The following is a 15407-nucleotide window of genomic DNA, read 5'->3' as shown; positions in this document are numbered from 1 at the left end:
ATGATTTATCAGATGGGATATTGGCGTATTATCCCGTGTGATACAGGTTTTGAAATGGACAACAGCCAATGGCAGTACGGGCATGAGTGAGCTGGACCGTTATCTGAATGCGGCCACCCGCGATAACACCCGCCGCAGCTATCGAGCGGCAATCGAGCATTTCGAGGTGAATTGGGGTGGATTCCTGCCGGCGACCAGCGACAGCGTGGCGCGCTATCTGGTGGCGCATGCGGGCGTGCTGTCGGTCAACACGTTGAAGCTGCGTTTATCGGCGCTGGCCCAGTGGCACACCAGCCAGGGGTTTCCTGATCCGACCAAGGCGCCAGTGGTGCGCAAAGTCCTGAAAGGCATTCGCGCCCTGCACCCGGCTCAGGAAAAACAGGCGGAGCCATTACAGCTGCAGCACCTGGAGCAGGTCATCCAGTTCCTCGAACAGGAAGGCCACGACGCCCGAGGCGCAGAAGACCATCCCCGATGGCTGCGGGCCAAGCGTGACGCAGCGTTGATCCTGCTGGGTTTCTGGCGTGGCTTTCGCAGTGATGAGTTATGCCGGTTGAATATCGAGCACGTGCAGGCGGTGCCCGGTTCGGGCATCACCCTGTATCTACCGCGCAGCAAAAGCGATCGGGAAAATATCGGCCGCACGTACCAGACGCCGGCGCTGTTGCGGCTGTGCCCGGTGCAGGCCTACGGCGAATGGCTCAGCGCTTCAGCGCTGGTACGCGGCCCGGTGTTTCGTGGCATTGATCGCTGGGGCAACCTGGGCGAGGAGGGCTTGCACGCCAACAGCGTGATCCCGCTATTGCGCCAGGCGCTGGAGCGCGCCGGGATTGCGGCCGATCAGTACACCAGCCACTCCCTGCGCCGGGGCTTCGCTACCTGGGCTCATCGCAGTGGCTGGGACTTGAAGTCGTTGATGACTTACGTCGGCTGGAAAGACATGAAATCGGCCATGCGCTATGTTGAAGCGACGCCCTTTCTCGGCATGACCCGAGCATCCCTCGAGTGATTCAAGGTTTCTTCTATTAATACAGTCTCTTGATAGTGAAAACCAATCGTCAGCATCAGGTTTGCCAATGAGCCATCGGCCGGGAGAGTGGGTAGGATTCACCTCATCAACTTACTAAGCCCTTCTACAAACCTGACGGAGAGTCAACGATGCCTATCATCAACAGCCAAGTAAAACCGTTCAAAGCTACCGCCTACAAAAACGGCAACTTCGTAGACGTGACTGATGCTGACCTGAAAGGCAAATGGTCTGTCGTCTTCTTCTACCCAGCCGACTTCACCTTCGTCTGCCCAACCGAACTGGAAGACCTGGCTGACAACTACGCCGAATTCCAGAAACTGGGCGTCGAAATCTACAGCGTTTCCACCGACACCCACTTTGCCCACGCTGCCTGGCACAACACCTCGCCAGCCATTGGCAAAATCCAGTACACCATGATCGGCGACCCGACCCTGACCATCTCCCGCAACTTCGACGTGCTGATCGAAGAAGCTGGCCTGGCAGACCGTGGCACCTTCGTGATCAACCCTGAAGGCCAGATCAAAATCGTTGAACTGAACGATGGCGGCGTTGGCCGTGACGCTTCCGAGCTGCTGCGCAAAATCAAGGCGGCCCAGTACGTTGCTGCTCACCCGGGCGAAGTCTGCCCAGCCAAGTGGAAAGAAGGCGAGGCCACTCTGGCTCCGTCCCTGGACCTGGTCGGCAAGATCTAAGTCTGTGAAATGCCAAGGGCGGGTTACCGCACCTAAGTAAGCTGCATCCGCCCTCGAAACGCCCGGGCGAGATTCGCTCGGGCGTTTTTTTGTCTGCAATAAACCGAATTAATAGGAAATCGCCCGTATGTTGGACGCCAATCTTAAAGCTCAGTTGAAGTCATACCTGGAACGGGTCACCCAGCCGATCGAGATCGTCGCCTCCCTCGATGACGGTGCGAAATCTCAGGAAATGCTTGCCCTCTTGCAGGATGTAGCCAGCCTTTCGACGCTGATTACCCTGAAAAGCGATGGCAATGATGCGCGCAAGCCATCGTTCTCCATCAACCGCCCGGGTGCCGATATCAGCCTGCGTTTTGCCGGCATCCCAATGGGCCATGAATTCACTTCGCTGGTGTTGGCGCTGCTGCAAGTCGGCGGCCACCCCTCGAAGGCCAGTGTCGAAGTGATTGAACAGATTCGCGCCCTTAAAGGCGAGTTCAGCTTCGAGACTTACTTCTCGCTGTCGTGCCAGAACTGCCCGGACGTGGTCCAGGCGCTGAACCTGATGGCAGTATTGAACCCGAACATCCGCCACGTCGCCATCGACGGTGCGCTGTTCCAGGCAGAAGTCGATGATCGTCAGATCATGGCCGTGCCCAGCGTTTACTTGAATGGTGTGAACTTCGGCCAGGGCCGCATGGGCTTGGAAGAAATCCTCGCCAAGCTCGACACCAGCGGTATCGAAAAAGCCGCCGAGAAAATCAGCGCCAAAGATGCGTTCGACGTACTTGTCGTCGGCGGTGGCCCAGCGGGTTCGGCAGCGGCTATCTACGCTGCACGTAAAGGCATCCGTACCGGTGTTGCAGCCGAGCGCTTCGGCGGGCAGGTGCTGGACACCATGTCGATCGAGAACTTTATCTCGGTGCAGGAAACCGAAGGGCCGAAACTCGCCAGCGCCCTGGAAGCCCACGTGCGTCAGTACGACGTGGACATCATGAACCTGCAGCGTGCTACTGCGCTGATCCCGGCGAAAAACAACGGTGAGCTGCACGAAATCCGTTTCGAAAGCGGTGCGACCCTCAAGTCCAAGACCATGATCCTGGCCACCGGTGCCCGCTGGCGTGAAATGGGTGTACCGGGCGAGCAGGAATACAAGGCCAAAGGCGTGTGCTTCTGCCCGCACTGCGACGGCCCGCTGTTCAAGGGCAAGCGCGTGGCGGTGATCGGCGGCGGTAACTCCGGCGTTGAAGCAGCCATCGACCTGGCCGGTATCGTCAGCCACGTGACCTTGCTTGAGTTTGACAGCAAGTTGCGCGCCGACGCCGTGTTGCAGCGCAAGCTGTACAGCCTGCCGAACGTTGACGTGATTACCAGCGCGCTGACCAGTGAGGTCAAGGGGGATGGCCAGAAAGTTACCGGCCTGGCCTACAAGGATCGCGACAGTGGCGAATTCAAGACTATCGACCTGGAAGGCATCTTTGTACAGATCGGTTTGCTGCCCAACACCGACTGGCTCAAAGGCACTGTGGAGTTGACTCCACGTGGCGAGATCATCGTCGATGCACGTGGTGAGACTTCGCTGCCAGGCGTTTTTGCCGCCGGCGACGTAACGACTGTGCCGTACAAGCAGATCGTGATTGCAGTAGGCGAGGGCGCCAAGGCTTCCCTGAGTGCTTTCGATCACCTGATCCGCACTTCCGCCCCGGCGTAAATTCCGGCCCGGAAATGAAAAACCCCATGAGTGATCATGGGGTTTTTTATTGCCGGCGGAACCTTACAGCGGCGTTGGCTGAATGATTTCAACCCAGTACGCATCCGGGTCTTTCACGAAGGCCAGGCTTTTCATGCGGCCGTCACTCAGGCGCTTCTGGAAGTCGCAGCCCAGTTCTTCAAAGCGCGCGCAGGCAGCAACGATGTCCGGCACCGAGATGCAGATATGGCCAAAGCCACGCGGGTCGGTGTTGCCGTTGTGGTAGGCAAAGTCCGCGTCGTTTTCGGTGCCGTGGTTGTGGGTCAGTTCGAGGATGCCCGGGATCGACTTCATCCACTGGGTGCGGGCGGCAGCGTCGGCCGGGATCTGGGCCTTGTCGACCAGGGCCAGGAAGTACAGGCTGAATTCGGCTTCCGGGAAGTCACGTTTTTCAACCAGGGAAAAACCCAGTACGCGGGTGTAGAAATCCAGCGACTTGGTGATGTCCTTGACCCGCAGCATGGTGTGGTTGAACACGAAGTTCGTGGTGGCGGTGTCAGGCTGGGCGGTGACGCCCGGGAAAGTGTTCAGTTCGTGCAGGCTCATGGGCCCTCCAGAGAAAAATGGGGCAAACGTGGCTCCGGTTGGAGCATCCCTTGGCTTGCGGCTGGCATCCGTGCAGCCGGTCCATGATACGCAGCCCTGCCGGTTGCGCCAAATGAAAAAGGTCACGCAACCCTTGCGGCCAGCGGGTGCAGGGGCCCAAACTTTGTCGCTTGAACCTTGAGTGTTTTTCGTAATGACCGGATTTCGCGCACCGTTGTTGAGTACCCTGGGCCTGTTGCTGGGCAGCACCGCTGCATGGGCGGCTGACCCGGAAATTCATTGGCCCAGCGGCTGGCAGGTAGAGGAAGTGGCGCCCGACGACCAGGCCCCGGCGCAACCGTCGGCGGTGTCCCGCCAGCGGGCCATAAAGAATGATGAGAATGGCGCGACCTTGATGGTCATGGAGTTGACAGGCACGCCAATCGAAGCGGGGCATACGGTCAACCTGCAAGGTGTGCTGCTGGAAATGCGCAAATCCATCCAGAAGGACTTTGCCCAGGGTGGTTATCAAAGTGTGTGCACCAAGATGCACCCCACAACATTGAGCCGGCTTGAGGCATTGGAAACTACCTGTGTAATCACCGAGAACGGTCGGCATGTGCTGTCGCAAACGTTGGTGGCGGCTGTCGATACCGATAAGGCCTATGTTTTTTCATACGCAGGCCAGGCCGACGCTTACGAATCAAGCAAGGATGAAGTCAGTTCGGTGCGTGACAGCCTTAAACTTTGAGCGTTGTAGGCATCGCGACAAATAAGTCGATTTGAACAAAGTGAAATGTTTTTTAAAGTTCGCTTTTGAAAGTGCCAGCGTCCTGATTTGTTTCACTATCGATGCCTGTAAACAAAAAAGCCCTGCATGTGCAGGGCTTTTCTTAGTGCGTTTGTACTAGCCGCAAAGCATTAGCCGCGAAGCCAGGAGTCTACAGTGGCTGCGCCGTACTGTTCTTTCCACGCCTTCAGGCCGCGATGGTTGCCGCCCTTGGTTTCGATCAGTTCACCCGTGTGCGGGTTGTGGTAAACCTTGACGACGCGGGCACGGCGCTGTTTGGGTGCGGCAGCGACGGAAGCGCCGGACTTGCCCGGGTTAGGATCCAGGATGGAGATGATGTCGCGCAGGCTTTTGCCGTAGGTCTTCATCAGCCCTTGCAGCTTTTCTTCGAATTCGATTTCTTTCTTCAAACCAGCATCGTTCTTCAGGGATTCCAGCTGGGCAAGCTGCTCTTGAAGGGCTTTTTCTGCTGCGCGAAATTCGGCGAGTCTGGACAAAATCTATACTCCAATAGTGTATTTGGCTGATATCTACTGCAAACAAAGCGATAAGCCAAGAGCCTTAAGGCGACTCAATGAAAGTGGCCTTCCTGCCAATTCAGCACAGGCAGGAAAAATTGTAGTAGTTAATCAGTCATGAGTAAATCATGTCTTTTGTATAAATAACAATATTTCCGTTGAAGTGGCTGGCTATTCAATGGCTGTTCAGGAATCTAATGAACTCGTCGCAAGGTACAGGCTTGCCAAACAGGTAGCCTTGCAAGAAATCAACGCCTTGGGCCGCCAGATAGTCGCATTGTTCTTGTGTTTCGACGCCTTCGGCAACGATGCCCAGGTCCAGCTTGGCAGACAGTTCAATGATGCTGTCGAGTATATGCCGCGAGAGTGCATCAACACCGATCATTGCCACGAAGCTTTGATCTATCTTCAAGTAATCGACATTGAAGTTGCGCAAATAACCGAGGCTGGAGTGGCCGGTGCCAAAGTCGTCGATCGCGATCATTACCCCCATTTCATGCAGCGCCTGGAACAGCTGGCGGGTGATATCCGTGGGTTCGATCAACTCGCGCTCGGTCAACTCCAGGACCAGGATCACCTTGCCCGGCGGGAAGGCAGCGAGGAACTCCCGGCAGTCCTCCACCAGCCGCAGGTCGTGACAATGGCGAGCGGTAATGTTGATGCCCACGTGAAAATTGTCGGCAAACTGCGCGGTGTGGGGCGCCAACTGTGCGGCGGTCTGGCGCATCAGGGCGCGGGTCATCGGTACGATCAGGCCCGAATGTTCGGCCAGGGGAATGAACAGGTCCGGGCGCACCAGACCTTCCCTGGGATGATTCCAGCGCATCAGCACTTCACAGCCGGCCCACTGCCGGATGTTGTCGCCACGCACCACTGGCTGGTAATAGGGCACAAATTCATTGGCGCCCAGGGCCCGTTGCAGTTCCAGGGTCGGTGCCGATGAGCGCTTTTGCAGCCAGTGGGCGAGGATGCCTGCCAGCACGCCGAAAAACACCACCAGAACGAACAGCGCGGGATACCGCGCCCGCATGTAGCGCCAGGTTTCACCCTCCGGCATTCCGGCTTCCACGCTGTAGGTATACCGCGTGGAGTCGAGATGATGATGCGCGACGGAAAATGTCGGCAGCGCTGTGCTGTGCACCTTGCCATCCGCCGCCAGCCAGTTAGGCCCCACCTGCAACACCAGGTCGGTATATCGGCTGATCAGGCGCAACGCGTTGGTCAAGTGGTAGCCATCGATGGAGGCGAAGGCCCCCCGGTCTCCCTCGGTGAGGCGATACACCAGCAATGCGGTGTCGGGTGTCACCGGGTTGCCTTTCATCAGCCAGAGACGACCGCCGACGTAGTCCTCAGGGTTGACCGGGGACTGGTAGTTGCCACCAAACAACGAGCTGCAATAGATGTTGCGCTGCCAGGACAAGGTGGTGGCGCGCACGAACGGCCGGCGGGTGACCTGTTCCCGCAGCTTCAGTTGAGTCGGGTTATCACATTCATGGCCGGCCAGTGGCAGCAGGTCCTGGGCGGCGAGGGCGGTGTTGTCGAGCATCAGGTCAAACTGGCGCACGGCCTCCTGGGCGGTTTGCGCGGTGCTGTGCTCGAGGGTGCGCCCGGCTTGCCAATACAGGATAAGCACACCCAGCAAAATGGGCAGCGCGCCACTGAGCAGGGTGATCAGATGGCGAGTGGAGGCCTTTCGGGGGCCTTTGACGGTCAGTGGCATTTGCGCAGCCTGTAGCGGGAGAGGGCAATAGGACGCTCAAATGCGGTCGGGACAACCTCGGTGGCCTTCCAACAAAGCGTATCGGTATTGGCCATGATAGATGGCGGCAGGCGTCTGTGCATGTTCAATAAAGCTTCAACCGTGTGGCCAGTTGAATAAATGCCAGGGTTGCCGGGGAGGACTGCCGACGGTCCAGTACCGCCAGCCCCACCTGGCGTTTGACGGCAGGCTTGAGCGGTTTGATCAGGTAATCCGCCTGCGTGGATTCAGGCAGCGACAACTCGGCGACAATGGTCACGCCGTCGCCCCGGCGCACGGTGTCCAGGGTGCTGAGCAGCTGTGAGCAGCGGTAACGCACATCCGGCTGCAACCCTGCACCGACGAACAGCCTTGAGACCAGTTCGGCCGAACCGGCCTGGGTCAGGATAAAAGGTTCACCACACAGCGCTTTCAGGCTGACACTTGGCTGCGCGCCCAAGTGATGCCCCAAGGGCAGCAGCGCGACCAGTTGGTCCTCAATCAACGGGAACGTATCGAAGCGCTCTTCAGGCAGCACCACAAACCCAACGTCGACGCGCCGCTCTTCCAGCCACTGCGTCACCTGGCGATCGGGGCCTTCGTCGACATGCACCTCGATGCCCGGATGCTGCTCGCGAAAATGCTGCAGGATCGCGGGCAACAAGCGAATCGATGAGGTCGGCCCGAACGAGCCGATGCGCAGCGTGCCGCGCTTCATCCCGCGGGCATCGGCGGCTTCCTGTTGCAGCGTGTTGGCCAACCCGAGCATGGCCCGGGCGCGCGACAGCAGTTGTTGGCCGATATCGCTGAGTTCGACCTGGGACTGATGACGTCGGATCAACTCCACACCCAGTTCCTGCTCCAGGGATTTGATCGCATGGGACACCGCCGATTGGCTGATGCCCAGGCGATTGGCGGCGCTGGTGAAACCTTGCAGTTCGGCCACCAGGGAAAAGATTTCCAGTTGGGTAAGGGTCATGAGTATTTACTCATTTTACGATGATCGGGGATTAGCCAAACAATAAGCCAATCCCGTGTCTTGTGAGTAGAAATCTGATGAACCCGAGCCCTGACCGTCTGACATATCTGAAGCTGGCGGCCGTGACCATGATCTGGGGCGGCACCTTCGTTGCCGGGCGCTATCTGGCGGCAGGCCTGGACCCACTGTTGGCGGCGACCGTGCGCTTTGCACTGGCCAGCCTGGCGCTGCTGGCCTTCCTGGGCGTCGCGCGTATTCGCCTGGTGCGTCCGACCACCGCGCAATGGATGCAATTGATGGTGCTGGGCTTTTTCGGGATCTTTTTCTACAACCTGTGTTTTTTCTACGGCCTGCATTACATCAATGCGTCCCGGGCGTCGTTGATCGTGGCGCTGAACCCGGCAGTGATTGGCCTGGCCTCGTGGCTGCTGTTCAAGGAACGCCTGGGCTGCTTCAAGCTGGTGGGGATCGCGCTGTGCCTGGGTGGCGCAGGGCTGGTGATCGTCAGTCGCAACCCGCAGTTGCTGCAGGGCACGGCAGATGCGTGGGTCGGTGACTTGCTGATTTTCGGCTGCGTGGTGGGGTGGGGCGTGTACTCGCTGTTTTCCCGGAGTCTCAACCAGCGCCTGGGGCCGTTGCAAACCGTGACCTGGTCGATCCTGCTGGGCACGCTGATGCTGACGATCACCACGCTGGTGACGGGCCGACTAACGGTGGCCGCATTGGGCCGGATTGATCTGCCCCAACTGATGAGTTTGCTGTACCTGGGCGTGCTGGGCTCGGCACTGGCCTACATCGGCTACTACGATGGCCTGCGCCGCATCGGCGCCACCCGTGCGGGTGTATTTATCGCCCTCAATCCGCTGACGGCAGTGATCTGCGGCGCATTGCTGCTTGGCGAGCAACTGACCGTGCCGATGTTGCTGGGTGGGGCGGTCATTCTGCTGGGCATCTATCTGTGCAACAAACCCCTTGCGCGGGCCAGGGCAATGGGGATTTGATAAGAGTACGGACAAATCTGTTTACGCTGTGTAGAATCGATTTACGCATACAAGAATAAGGACTTGCGCTAACGCAAGCCTCGCCCGTCAGAGACTGATGTACCATGAAGCTACTCGGGTCCCCCCTCATCTTTGGTGACTTCCTCGCCCGCAGCGTGCGGGGTATCTCCTGTGCGCCACCCGCTGACCTCATCCTTGCTCGCAAATAAGCATTTGTTAATTACAAGAATGATGATGAGGCACCGAAAATGGCAGACCTGTACGAAAACCCAATGGGCCTGATGGGCTTTGAGTTCATCGAATTCGCATCGCCAACCCCGGGCACCCTGGAGCCGATCTTCGAGATCATGGGCTTCACCAAGGTCGCGACCCACCGTTCCAAGAACGTACACCTGTACCGGCAGGGCGAGATCAACCTGATCCTCAACAACGAACCCAACAGCATCGCCTCCTACTTTGCGGCCGAGCACGGCCCGTCGGTGTGCGGCATGGCGTTTCGCGTCAAGGACTCGCAACAGGCCTACAACCGGGCCCTGGAACTGGGCGCCCAGCCTATCCATATCGAAACCGGCCCGATGGAGCTGAACCTGCCGGCGATCAAGGGCATTGGCGGCGCGCCGCTGTACCTGATCGACCGCTTTGGTGAAGGCAGCTCGATCTATGACATCGACTTCGTGTACCTCGAAGGTGTCGAGCGCAACCCGGTGGGCGCGGGCCTCAAGGTCATCGACCACTTGACCCACAACGTGTACCGCGGCCGCATGGCCTACTGGGCGAACTTCTACGAGAAGCTGTTCAATTTCCGTGAGGCGCGCTATTTCGACATCAAGGGCGAATACACCGGCCTGACCTCCAAGGCCATGAGCGCCCCGGACGGCATGATCCGCATCCCGCTGAACGAAGAATCGTCCAAGGGTGCCGGGCAGATCGAAGAGTTCCTGATGCAGTTCAACGGCGAGGGCATCCAGCACGTTGCCTTCCTCACCGATGACCTGGTCAAGACCTGGGATGCGTTGAAGAAGATCGGCATGCGCTTCATGACCGCGCCGCCAGACACCTATTATGAGATGCTCGAAGGCCGCCTGCCGAACCACGGCGAGCCGGTGGATCAACTGCAGGCACGGGGCATCCTGCTGGACGGCTCGTCAGTGGCGGGGGACAAGCGCCTGCTGCTGCAGATCTTCTCGGAAACCCTGATGGGCCCGGTGTTCTTCGAGTTCATCCAGCGTAAGGGTGACGACGGCTTTGGTGAAGGCAACTTCAAGGCACTGTTCGAATCCATCGAGCGCGACCAAGTGCGTCGTGGTGTGTTGACCGCTGACTGATCGCCTGGGCGATACACAAAAAAGCCCGACCGGGATTGCACCTGGCCGGGCTTTTTGTTGCCCGGCAGAAACATCGGGACACAGGCGGTTGCCAGCGGCCAGGAACGGAATTCACTGCCAGCGTTACTCAGTGTCATATGCCCAGTTGAGGTTCATGTATGACAGTCATTGCGCACACCGGTAGTCCACCTCCAGGTTTGAATCAGGCAGCAGCCGTCAACGACGAACCGGCCATCAGTCCCTTGGCCCCAACTGCTCCCTCCCCATTAAGTCCTGCCACTGTCGCCCGCGTGACGTTTTCCTCGAACGTGGAATGGAGCAGTGCGCAGGGCGAGCTGACCGCCGCAGGCGTCGAACTGGCCAATGCCGTATTGGCCCCGGGTACCTCATCAACCGTCGGCGCGCAGGTCTGCACGTTCGCGGTGGACGGGATCCAGTCGAGCGACATTCTGGTGGTCAAACGCGTACCCGCCTCTGAAACCGGAACGAATATCCTGTTGTACATTCCTGACGTGGAGGGCAATTCGTTCTTCGAATTCAATAACCTTGAAGAAATGAACGCCTGGCTCAAAGAGGTCGCCATCGACCCTGACAAGTTGGATGTATTTGCCGGGCATTTTTCCCGCAATGCGCCTGCCGATCAGACAAAGCGGGTAAAAGACACGATGACGCGCTTCGCCGCAGGCGATATCAATGCCGTGGTCGGGCCTTTTGGCTACGAAAAGGGCGATATCTTCAATCGCCTGGACAAGCACCCAAGCGTGCCGCCGGTACCGGTCAACGGGCTGACGGGGACCTACCTGAAAGTTGAGACCCGTGATGGCCGGGTGACTTTCGCAGGCACACGTCCGGACGGAGAAACCGTACTCTATCAGTACGATGCCTACGGCAACTTCCATGGAGGAGGTAACAAGGGCAACTTCTACTTTGTGAAAAACGGCCTGAACAATGACCAGCCGCTGTCGCCTGTTTCGCGAGAGCAATACTTGAAAACGGTCGTCAGTGTCAGCCTGGATAATGTGGGTGCCAACGATTTATGGGGGCTGTTCGACGAGTTCATCCGCCAACTGAAGAATCCGGGTTCAGGCATTGGGACGGCCTTGATCGCACTGGGCGTGCCTGAGGATGTGGCGCAGTCCATCGAAAAAATCGTCAAAAACCCCGTCACCGGCACCTTGCTTGAACTCAACCAGGACAACCGGCTCGGTAAGCTGTTTGGCGTTGAAAAGGCGCAAATGGACGCCGCACTGACGCAAATAGGCGACGAAATCCAAGGCAGGATTCCGTATTACGGGGCCATCCGAGGGGGGTTGTCGCAAACGGCTGTAATGCTCGAAATGGCAGCAAAAAAAAGCGCTGTCAGGCCTTCTGCTGACGCACCAAATGCTTGAAGCCTTCAAACACCAGCACCATCACCGCGAGCCAGATCGGAAGATACGTCAGCCATTCCCCCGCCTTGATGCTTTCGCCCAACAACAAGGCCACGCCGAGCAGCAGCACCGGTTCTACATAGCTGAGCAGCCCGAACAGGCTGAAGGCCAACAAGCGGCTGGCGACGACGTAGCACACCAGCGCCGACGCACTGATCAAGCCCAACATCGGGATCAAGGCGTACAAGCCCTTGTGGGCGTCGAGCACGGCAAAACCCTGTTCGCCGCTTTGCACGAACCACAGTGCCACCGGCAACATCAGCGCCATATCGAGCCACAGCCCGCCGAGGTGGTCGGTCTTCAGGCGTTTGCGCAGTACGAAGTAAACCGGGTAGCCGATGATCACTACCAGGGTTGCCCAGGAGAATCCGCCCACCTGATACAACTCGTTCAGCACACCAGCACCGGCGAAGAACACCGCAATCTTTTGCAGGCGTGACAATTGTTCGCCATACACCAGCCGACCGGTCAGCACCATCGTCAATGGCAGCAGGAAATAGCCCAGCGATACATCCAGGCTGCGACCGTTGAGCGGCGCCCACATGAACAGCCACAACTGCACCCCCAGCAGGGCCGAAGACACCACGACCCCGCCGATCAGCGCGGGTTTGGCCGCAACCAGGCGAACCAGTTCCCACACCCGTCGCCACTCGCCGCTGACAATCATGAACACGGTCATGCAGGGCACCGTCAACAACATGCGCCAGCCGAAGATCTCCAGGCCGCTCAAGGGCGTAAGCAGCGACGTGAAGTAATACATCACGGCAAACAACACCGAGGCCAAGACCGATAACACAACACCTTTAGACACACTGTCCTCACGAAAGCCGATTGATACAAAAGAAGGGGGGATTTCAGGGAGGGAATATAGTGCTTTTGAGGTGAGATGTTTGCTCTGTTTTGGAGCGGTTTATGGGAGGATTTCTCAGGTCCCCCCATAAAAGGGACTTATGGCCGGGCAACTCGCCCCGACACAAAGTGGCTCACATCATTGAACCCTGGCGTCGACGCATGCCCTGGAGTGACCAGCGAGTCGATGAATGCTTCGTCCTCCGCCGTGATCTTCACCTCCAGCGCGCCGGTGTAGGCATCCCACTGCGCCTCGGTGCGCGGCCCGACAATCGCCGAACTGACCGCCGAGTTGTTCAGGACCCAGGCAATCGCGAACTCGACAATCCCCACGCCACGGCCCTGGGTGTATTGCTGGATCTGCTGGGCGATGCGCAGGGATTCAACGCGCCATTCGGTTTCCAGGATGCGCTTGTCCTGGCGTCCGGCACGGCTGCCGGCTTCAGGCGTTACGTCCGGCGCATATTTGCCGCTGAGCACGCCACGGGCCAGCGGGCTGTAAGGCACCACGCCCAGGCCATACGCGGCGGCGGCGGTGATCTGCTCCACCTCGGCCTGACGGTTGACGATGTTGTACAGCGGCTGGCTGATGATCGGTTTGTCCACCCCCAGGCGCTCGGCCACGCGGATCACTTCGGCGATCCGCCAGCCGCGGTAGTTGGACAAGCCCCAGTGGCGGATCTTGCCCTCGCGGATCAAGTCGCCAATCGCTGAAATCGTGACTTCCAGTGGCGTGTTGTGGTCTTCGCGGTGCAGGTAATAGATGTCCAGGTAATCGGTGTCGAGGCGCGTCAGGCTGGCTTCCAGCGCATTGAAAATCCGCTTGCGACTCAGGCCGCTGCGGTTCGGCAGGCCATCCGCCGGGCCGATGCCGACCTTCGAGGCCAGCACCCAATCCTGGCGCTGGCGGGCGATGGCTTCGCCGACGATTTCCTCGGAGCGCCCGCCGGTGTAGACGTCGGCGGTGTCGATAAAGTTGATGCCTTGATCCCAGGCCTTGTCGATGATGCGCAGCGAGTCCTCGGTGTTGGTCTGCTCGCCAAACATCATGCTGCCCAGGGTCAGTGCGCTGACCTTCAACCCGGACTGGCCCAGTGTGCGGTAAATCATCGTGAACACCTCAAAAGGGGGAGACAGGCCCTATCCAATACCAGAGAGCAAGGCTCTGGAACAAGCCCCGCGACGGTTATTGCGGTAATAGTTCGGCGCAGCGCAGTTGCAGGAAGCGGTGCAGTACCTTGACCCGCTCCGACACCTGCAACCGATGGGGACACATCAGATTGAACGGGGTCGGTTCGCCTTGCCAATCGGTGAGCAACGGCACCAGGCGCCCGGCCTTGATATCGCGGGCTACATCCAGCCGCGCTTTATAGGCGATGCCGTGACCGGCCAACGCCCAGCGCCGCACGATCTCGCCGTCATCACTCAGGTAGTCGCCGCCGACCTCGACTTCCTGCAACACCTCACCCTGGCGAAAGTACCAGGTGTTGTTCGCCCGACCCTGGCGCATATAGCGCAGCGTGCTGTGTTGTGCCAGGTCCTGGGGGAGGCGTGGCGTACCGTGGCGCGCGAGGTAGTCGGGGCTGGCGCACGCCACCCGCGTGTGGTCGGGCACCACCGGCAACGCGACCAGGCTGGAGTCCCGTGGTACGCCGAAACGCAGGGCGATGTCGACGGTTTCGCGGAACAGGTCGGCATTGCTGTCGTTGAGCAGCAACTGAAGGCGCACGTTCGGGTGTTCGAGCTTGAACTCATCCAGCCAGCCCAGCAGCACATTGCGCCCGAAATCCGAGGGCGCGGCCAATTGCAGTAACCCGCTCAGGCTCTGGCCTTGCTGCTTGACCGCCTGTTCGCCTTCCGACAGCGCCTCCAGAGCCACGCGCACACTGTCGAGGTAGCGCCGGCCTTCTTCGGTCAGGCGCATGCTGCGGGTGGAACGCGCCAGCAGCCGGATGCCCAGGCGGGTTTCCAGGCGCTTGAGGGCAATGCTCGCTGCGGCCGGGGTCAGGCTGAGGCTGCGGGCGGCTGCCGACAGGCTGCCGGTGTCAGCAGTGCGTACGAACACTTCAAGGTCGAGGATTGAGCTCATTTGTAAAAATCCTTTAAAGATCTTGTCGTTTTACCGGGATTTTTCAACGATTGCCAAGCTGGGAAGATGAAAGCTCATTTTCTCAGCCAGGTATTTCCCCATGACATCTCCCCTCAACGGCACAACCATCATCGTCATTGGCGGCAGCAGCGGCATTGGTGCCGCGGTGGCCAAGCAGGCCGTGGCACGCGGTGCCCATGTGGTGCTGGCCGGGCGGCGCTTGTCTTCAACCGTGGAGAACGGGGTGCGCAGCGAGCAGGTGGACGTGACCGACGCAGCCTCATTACAGCGCTTGTTCGAAACCGTGGGGCAGTTTGACCATCTGGTCTACACCGCAGGGCCTGCGGTGCAGGCCAAGGCCCTGATCGAGACCGACCTGAACCTGGCGCAAGACAACTTCAACGTGAAGCTCTGGGGTTCGCTGCGGGCGATCCAGTCGGCGCTGCCATTTCTCGCCGAGCGCGGCAGCATCACCCTGACGTCGGGGCAGTTGGGGCGCAAAACGGTTGCGGGGCAATTCATCAAGACCGGCATCAATGCGGCGACCGAAGCGCTGGGCAAGCAACTGGCCAAGGAACTGGCGCCACGGCGGGTCAATGTGGTCAGCCCGGGCGTGATCGACACCGAGGCGTATGCCGGGTTGTCCGATGAGCAGCGACTGGCAATGTTTGCCAAGGCGGGCGGGGCGTTGCGGGTGGGGCGCGTGGGG

15 protein-coding genes are annotated in these 15407 nt (G+C 59.2%); 8 read left to right on the top strand and 7 right to left on the bottom strand.

Annotation, left to right across the window (positions count from 1 at the left end; genetic code table 11):
• Positions 1-82 precede the first annotated feature (82 nt).
• The 3 genes from HX786_RS22835 (at position 83) to ahpF (ending at position 3415) form a co-directional block, all read left to right on the top strand.
• Positions 83-1009, top strand: a complete 927-nt coding sequence (locus HX786_RS22835; RefSeq protein ID WP_177067367.1) for a site-specific integrase — start codon at positions 83-85, stop codon at positions 1007-1009.
• 149 nt (positions 1010-1158) lie between these two features.
• On the top strand, positions 1159-1722 hold the full coding sequence (gene ahpC / locus HX786_RS22830; RefSeq protein ID WP_003173835.1) for an alkyl hydroperoxide reductase subunit C: 564 nt from the start codon (positions 1159-1161) through the stop codon (positions 1720-1722).
• 127 nt (positions 1723-1849) lie between these two features.
• Positions 1850-3415 carry an alkyl hydroperoxide reductase subunit F gene (gene ahpF / locus HX786_RS22825; protein WP_178912625.1) on the top strand — a complete coding sequence of 522 codons (1566 nt, stop codon included), beginning with the start codon at positions 1850-1852 and terminating at the stop codon, positions 3413-3415.
• 63 nt (positions 3416-3478) lie between these two features.
• Here the strand turns inward: ahpF and gloA are convergent, their stop codons facing one another.
• Positions 3479-4000: a lactoylglutathione lyase gene (gene gloA / locus HX786_RS22820; protein WP_003212572.1), complete on the bottom strand. Its 522-nt coding sequence runs from the start codon at positions 3998-4000 to the stop codon at positions 3479-3481.
• A gap of 193 nt (positions 4001-4193) precedes the next feature.
• On the opposite strand from gloA, the gene HX786_RS22815 reads away from it, so the two are divergent.
• Positions 4194-4730, top strand: a complete 537-nt coding sequence (locus tag HX786_RS22815) for a DUF4946 domain-containing protein (protein ID WP_178912624.1) — start codon at positions 4194-4196, stop codon at positions 4728-4730.
• Positions 4731-4900: 170 nt separating this feature from the next.
• On the opposite strand, the gene HX786_RS22810 is transcribed toward HX786_RS22815, so the two are convergent.
• From HX786_RS22810 to HX786_RS22800, 3 genes are all read right to left on the bottom strand, one after another.
• The gene (locus HX786_RS22810; RefSeq protein WP_003212570.1) at positions 4901-5266 is read right to left on the bottom strand and encodes a histone-like nucleoid-structuring protein, MvaT/MvaU family; all 366 of its coding nucleotides are present in this window, start codon (positions 5264-5266) and stop codon (positions 4901-4903) included.
• A 196-nt stretch (positions 5267-5462) separates the two neighbouring features.
• Positions 5463-7007: an EAL domain-containing protein gene (locus tag HX786_RS22805; RefSeq protein WP_178912623.1), complete on the bottom strand. Its 1545-nt coding sequence runs from the start codon at positions 7005-7007 to the stop codon at positions 5463-5465.
• 124 nt (positions 7008-7131) lie between these two features.
• Positions 7132-8004, bottom strand: coding sequence for a LysR family transcriptional regulator (locus tag HX786_RS22800; RefSeq protein ID WP_178912622.1), 873 nt, complete (start codon positions 8002-8004; stop codon positions 7132-7134).
• Positions 8005-8081: 77 nt separating this feature from the next.
• Here HX786_RS22800 and HX786_RS22795 point away from each other — a divergent pair, with 77 nt between their 5' ends.
• The 3 genes from HX786_RS22795 to HX786_RS22785 all read left to right on the top strand — a co-directional run bounded on the left by HX786_RS22795 (position 8082) and on the right by HX786_RS22785 (position 11721).
• Positions 8082-9005, top strand: a complete 924-nt coding sequence (locus HX786_RS22795; protein ID WP_178912621.1) for a DMT family transporter — start codon at positions 8082-8084, stop codon at positions 9003-9005.
• 248 nt (positions 9006-9253) lie between these two features.
• A complete protein-coding gene (gene hppD, locus HX786_RS22790) occupies positions 9254-10330 on the top strand; it encodes a 4-hydroxyphenylpyruvate dioxygenase (RefSeq protein ID WP_003212566.1) in 1077 nt (358 codons plus the stop codon).
• 158 nt (positions 10331-10488) lie between these two features.
• Entirely contained in the window at positions 10489-11721 is a 1233-nt protein-coding gene (locus HX786_RS22785; RefSeq protein ID WP_256735317.1) for a dermonecrotic toxin domain-containing protein, read from the top strand.
• On the opposite strand, the gene rarD is transcribed toward HX786_RS22785, so the two are convergent.
• The 3 genes from rarD to HX786_RS22770 form a co-directional block, all read right to left on the bottom strand.
• Complete coding sequence (gene rarD, locus HX786_RS22780; RefSeq protein ID WP_023658818.1) at positions 11690-12571, bottom strand: EamA family transporter RarD; 882 nt, start codon at positions 12569-12571, stop codon at positions 11690-11692. The two genes, HX786_RS22785 and rarD, sit on opposite strands and share 32 nt — an antisense overlap.
• A gap of 137 nt (positions 12572-12708) precedes the next feature.
• The gene (locus HX786_RS22775) at positions 12709-13719 is read right to left on the bottom strand and encodes an aldo/keto reductase (RefSeq protein WP_008432538.1); all 1011 of its coding nucleotides are present in this window, start codon (positions 13717-13719) and stop codon (positions 12709-12711) included.
• Between the two features lie 76 nt (positions 13720-13795).
• Positions 13796-14698 (bottom strand): LysR family transcriptional regulator, encoded by a 903-nt coding sequence (locus tag HX786_RS22770; RefSeq protein WP_008432540.1) that lies wholly within the window; start codon positions 14696-14698, stop codon positions 13796-13798.
• Between the two features lie 100 nt (positions 14699-14798).
• Here HX786_RS22770 and HX786_RS22765 point away from each other — a divergent pair.
• Positions 14799-15407: SDR family oxidoreductase (locus tag HX786_RS22765; RefSeq protein WP_178912620.1), on the top strand; the 609-nt coding region annotated here is incomplete at its 3' end.

Origin of the sequence: Pseudomonas sp. 21615526 (assembly GCF_013386245.1) — a bacterium.
In the GTDB taxonomy this organism is placed as follows: Bacteria; Pseudomonadota; Gammaproteobacteria; order Pseudomonadales; family Pseudomonadaceae; genus Aquipseudomonas.
The sequence above is the reverse complement of the archived record's forward strand: the minus strand, read 5'-3'. Positions and strand labels throughout refer to the sequence as shown.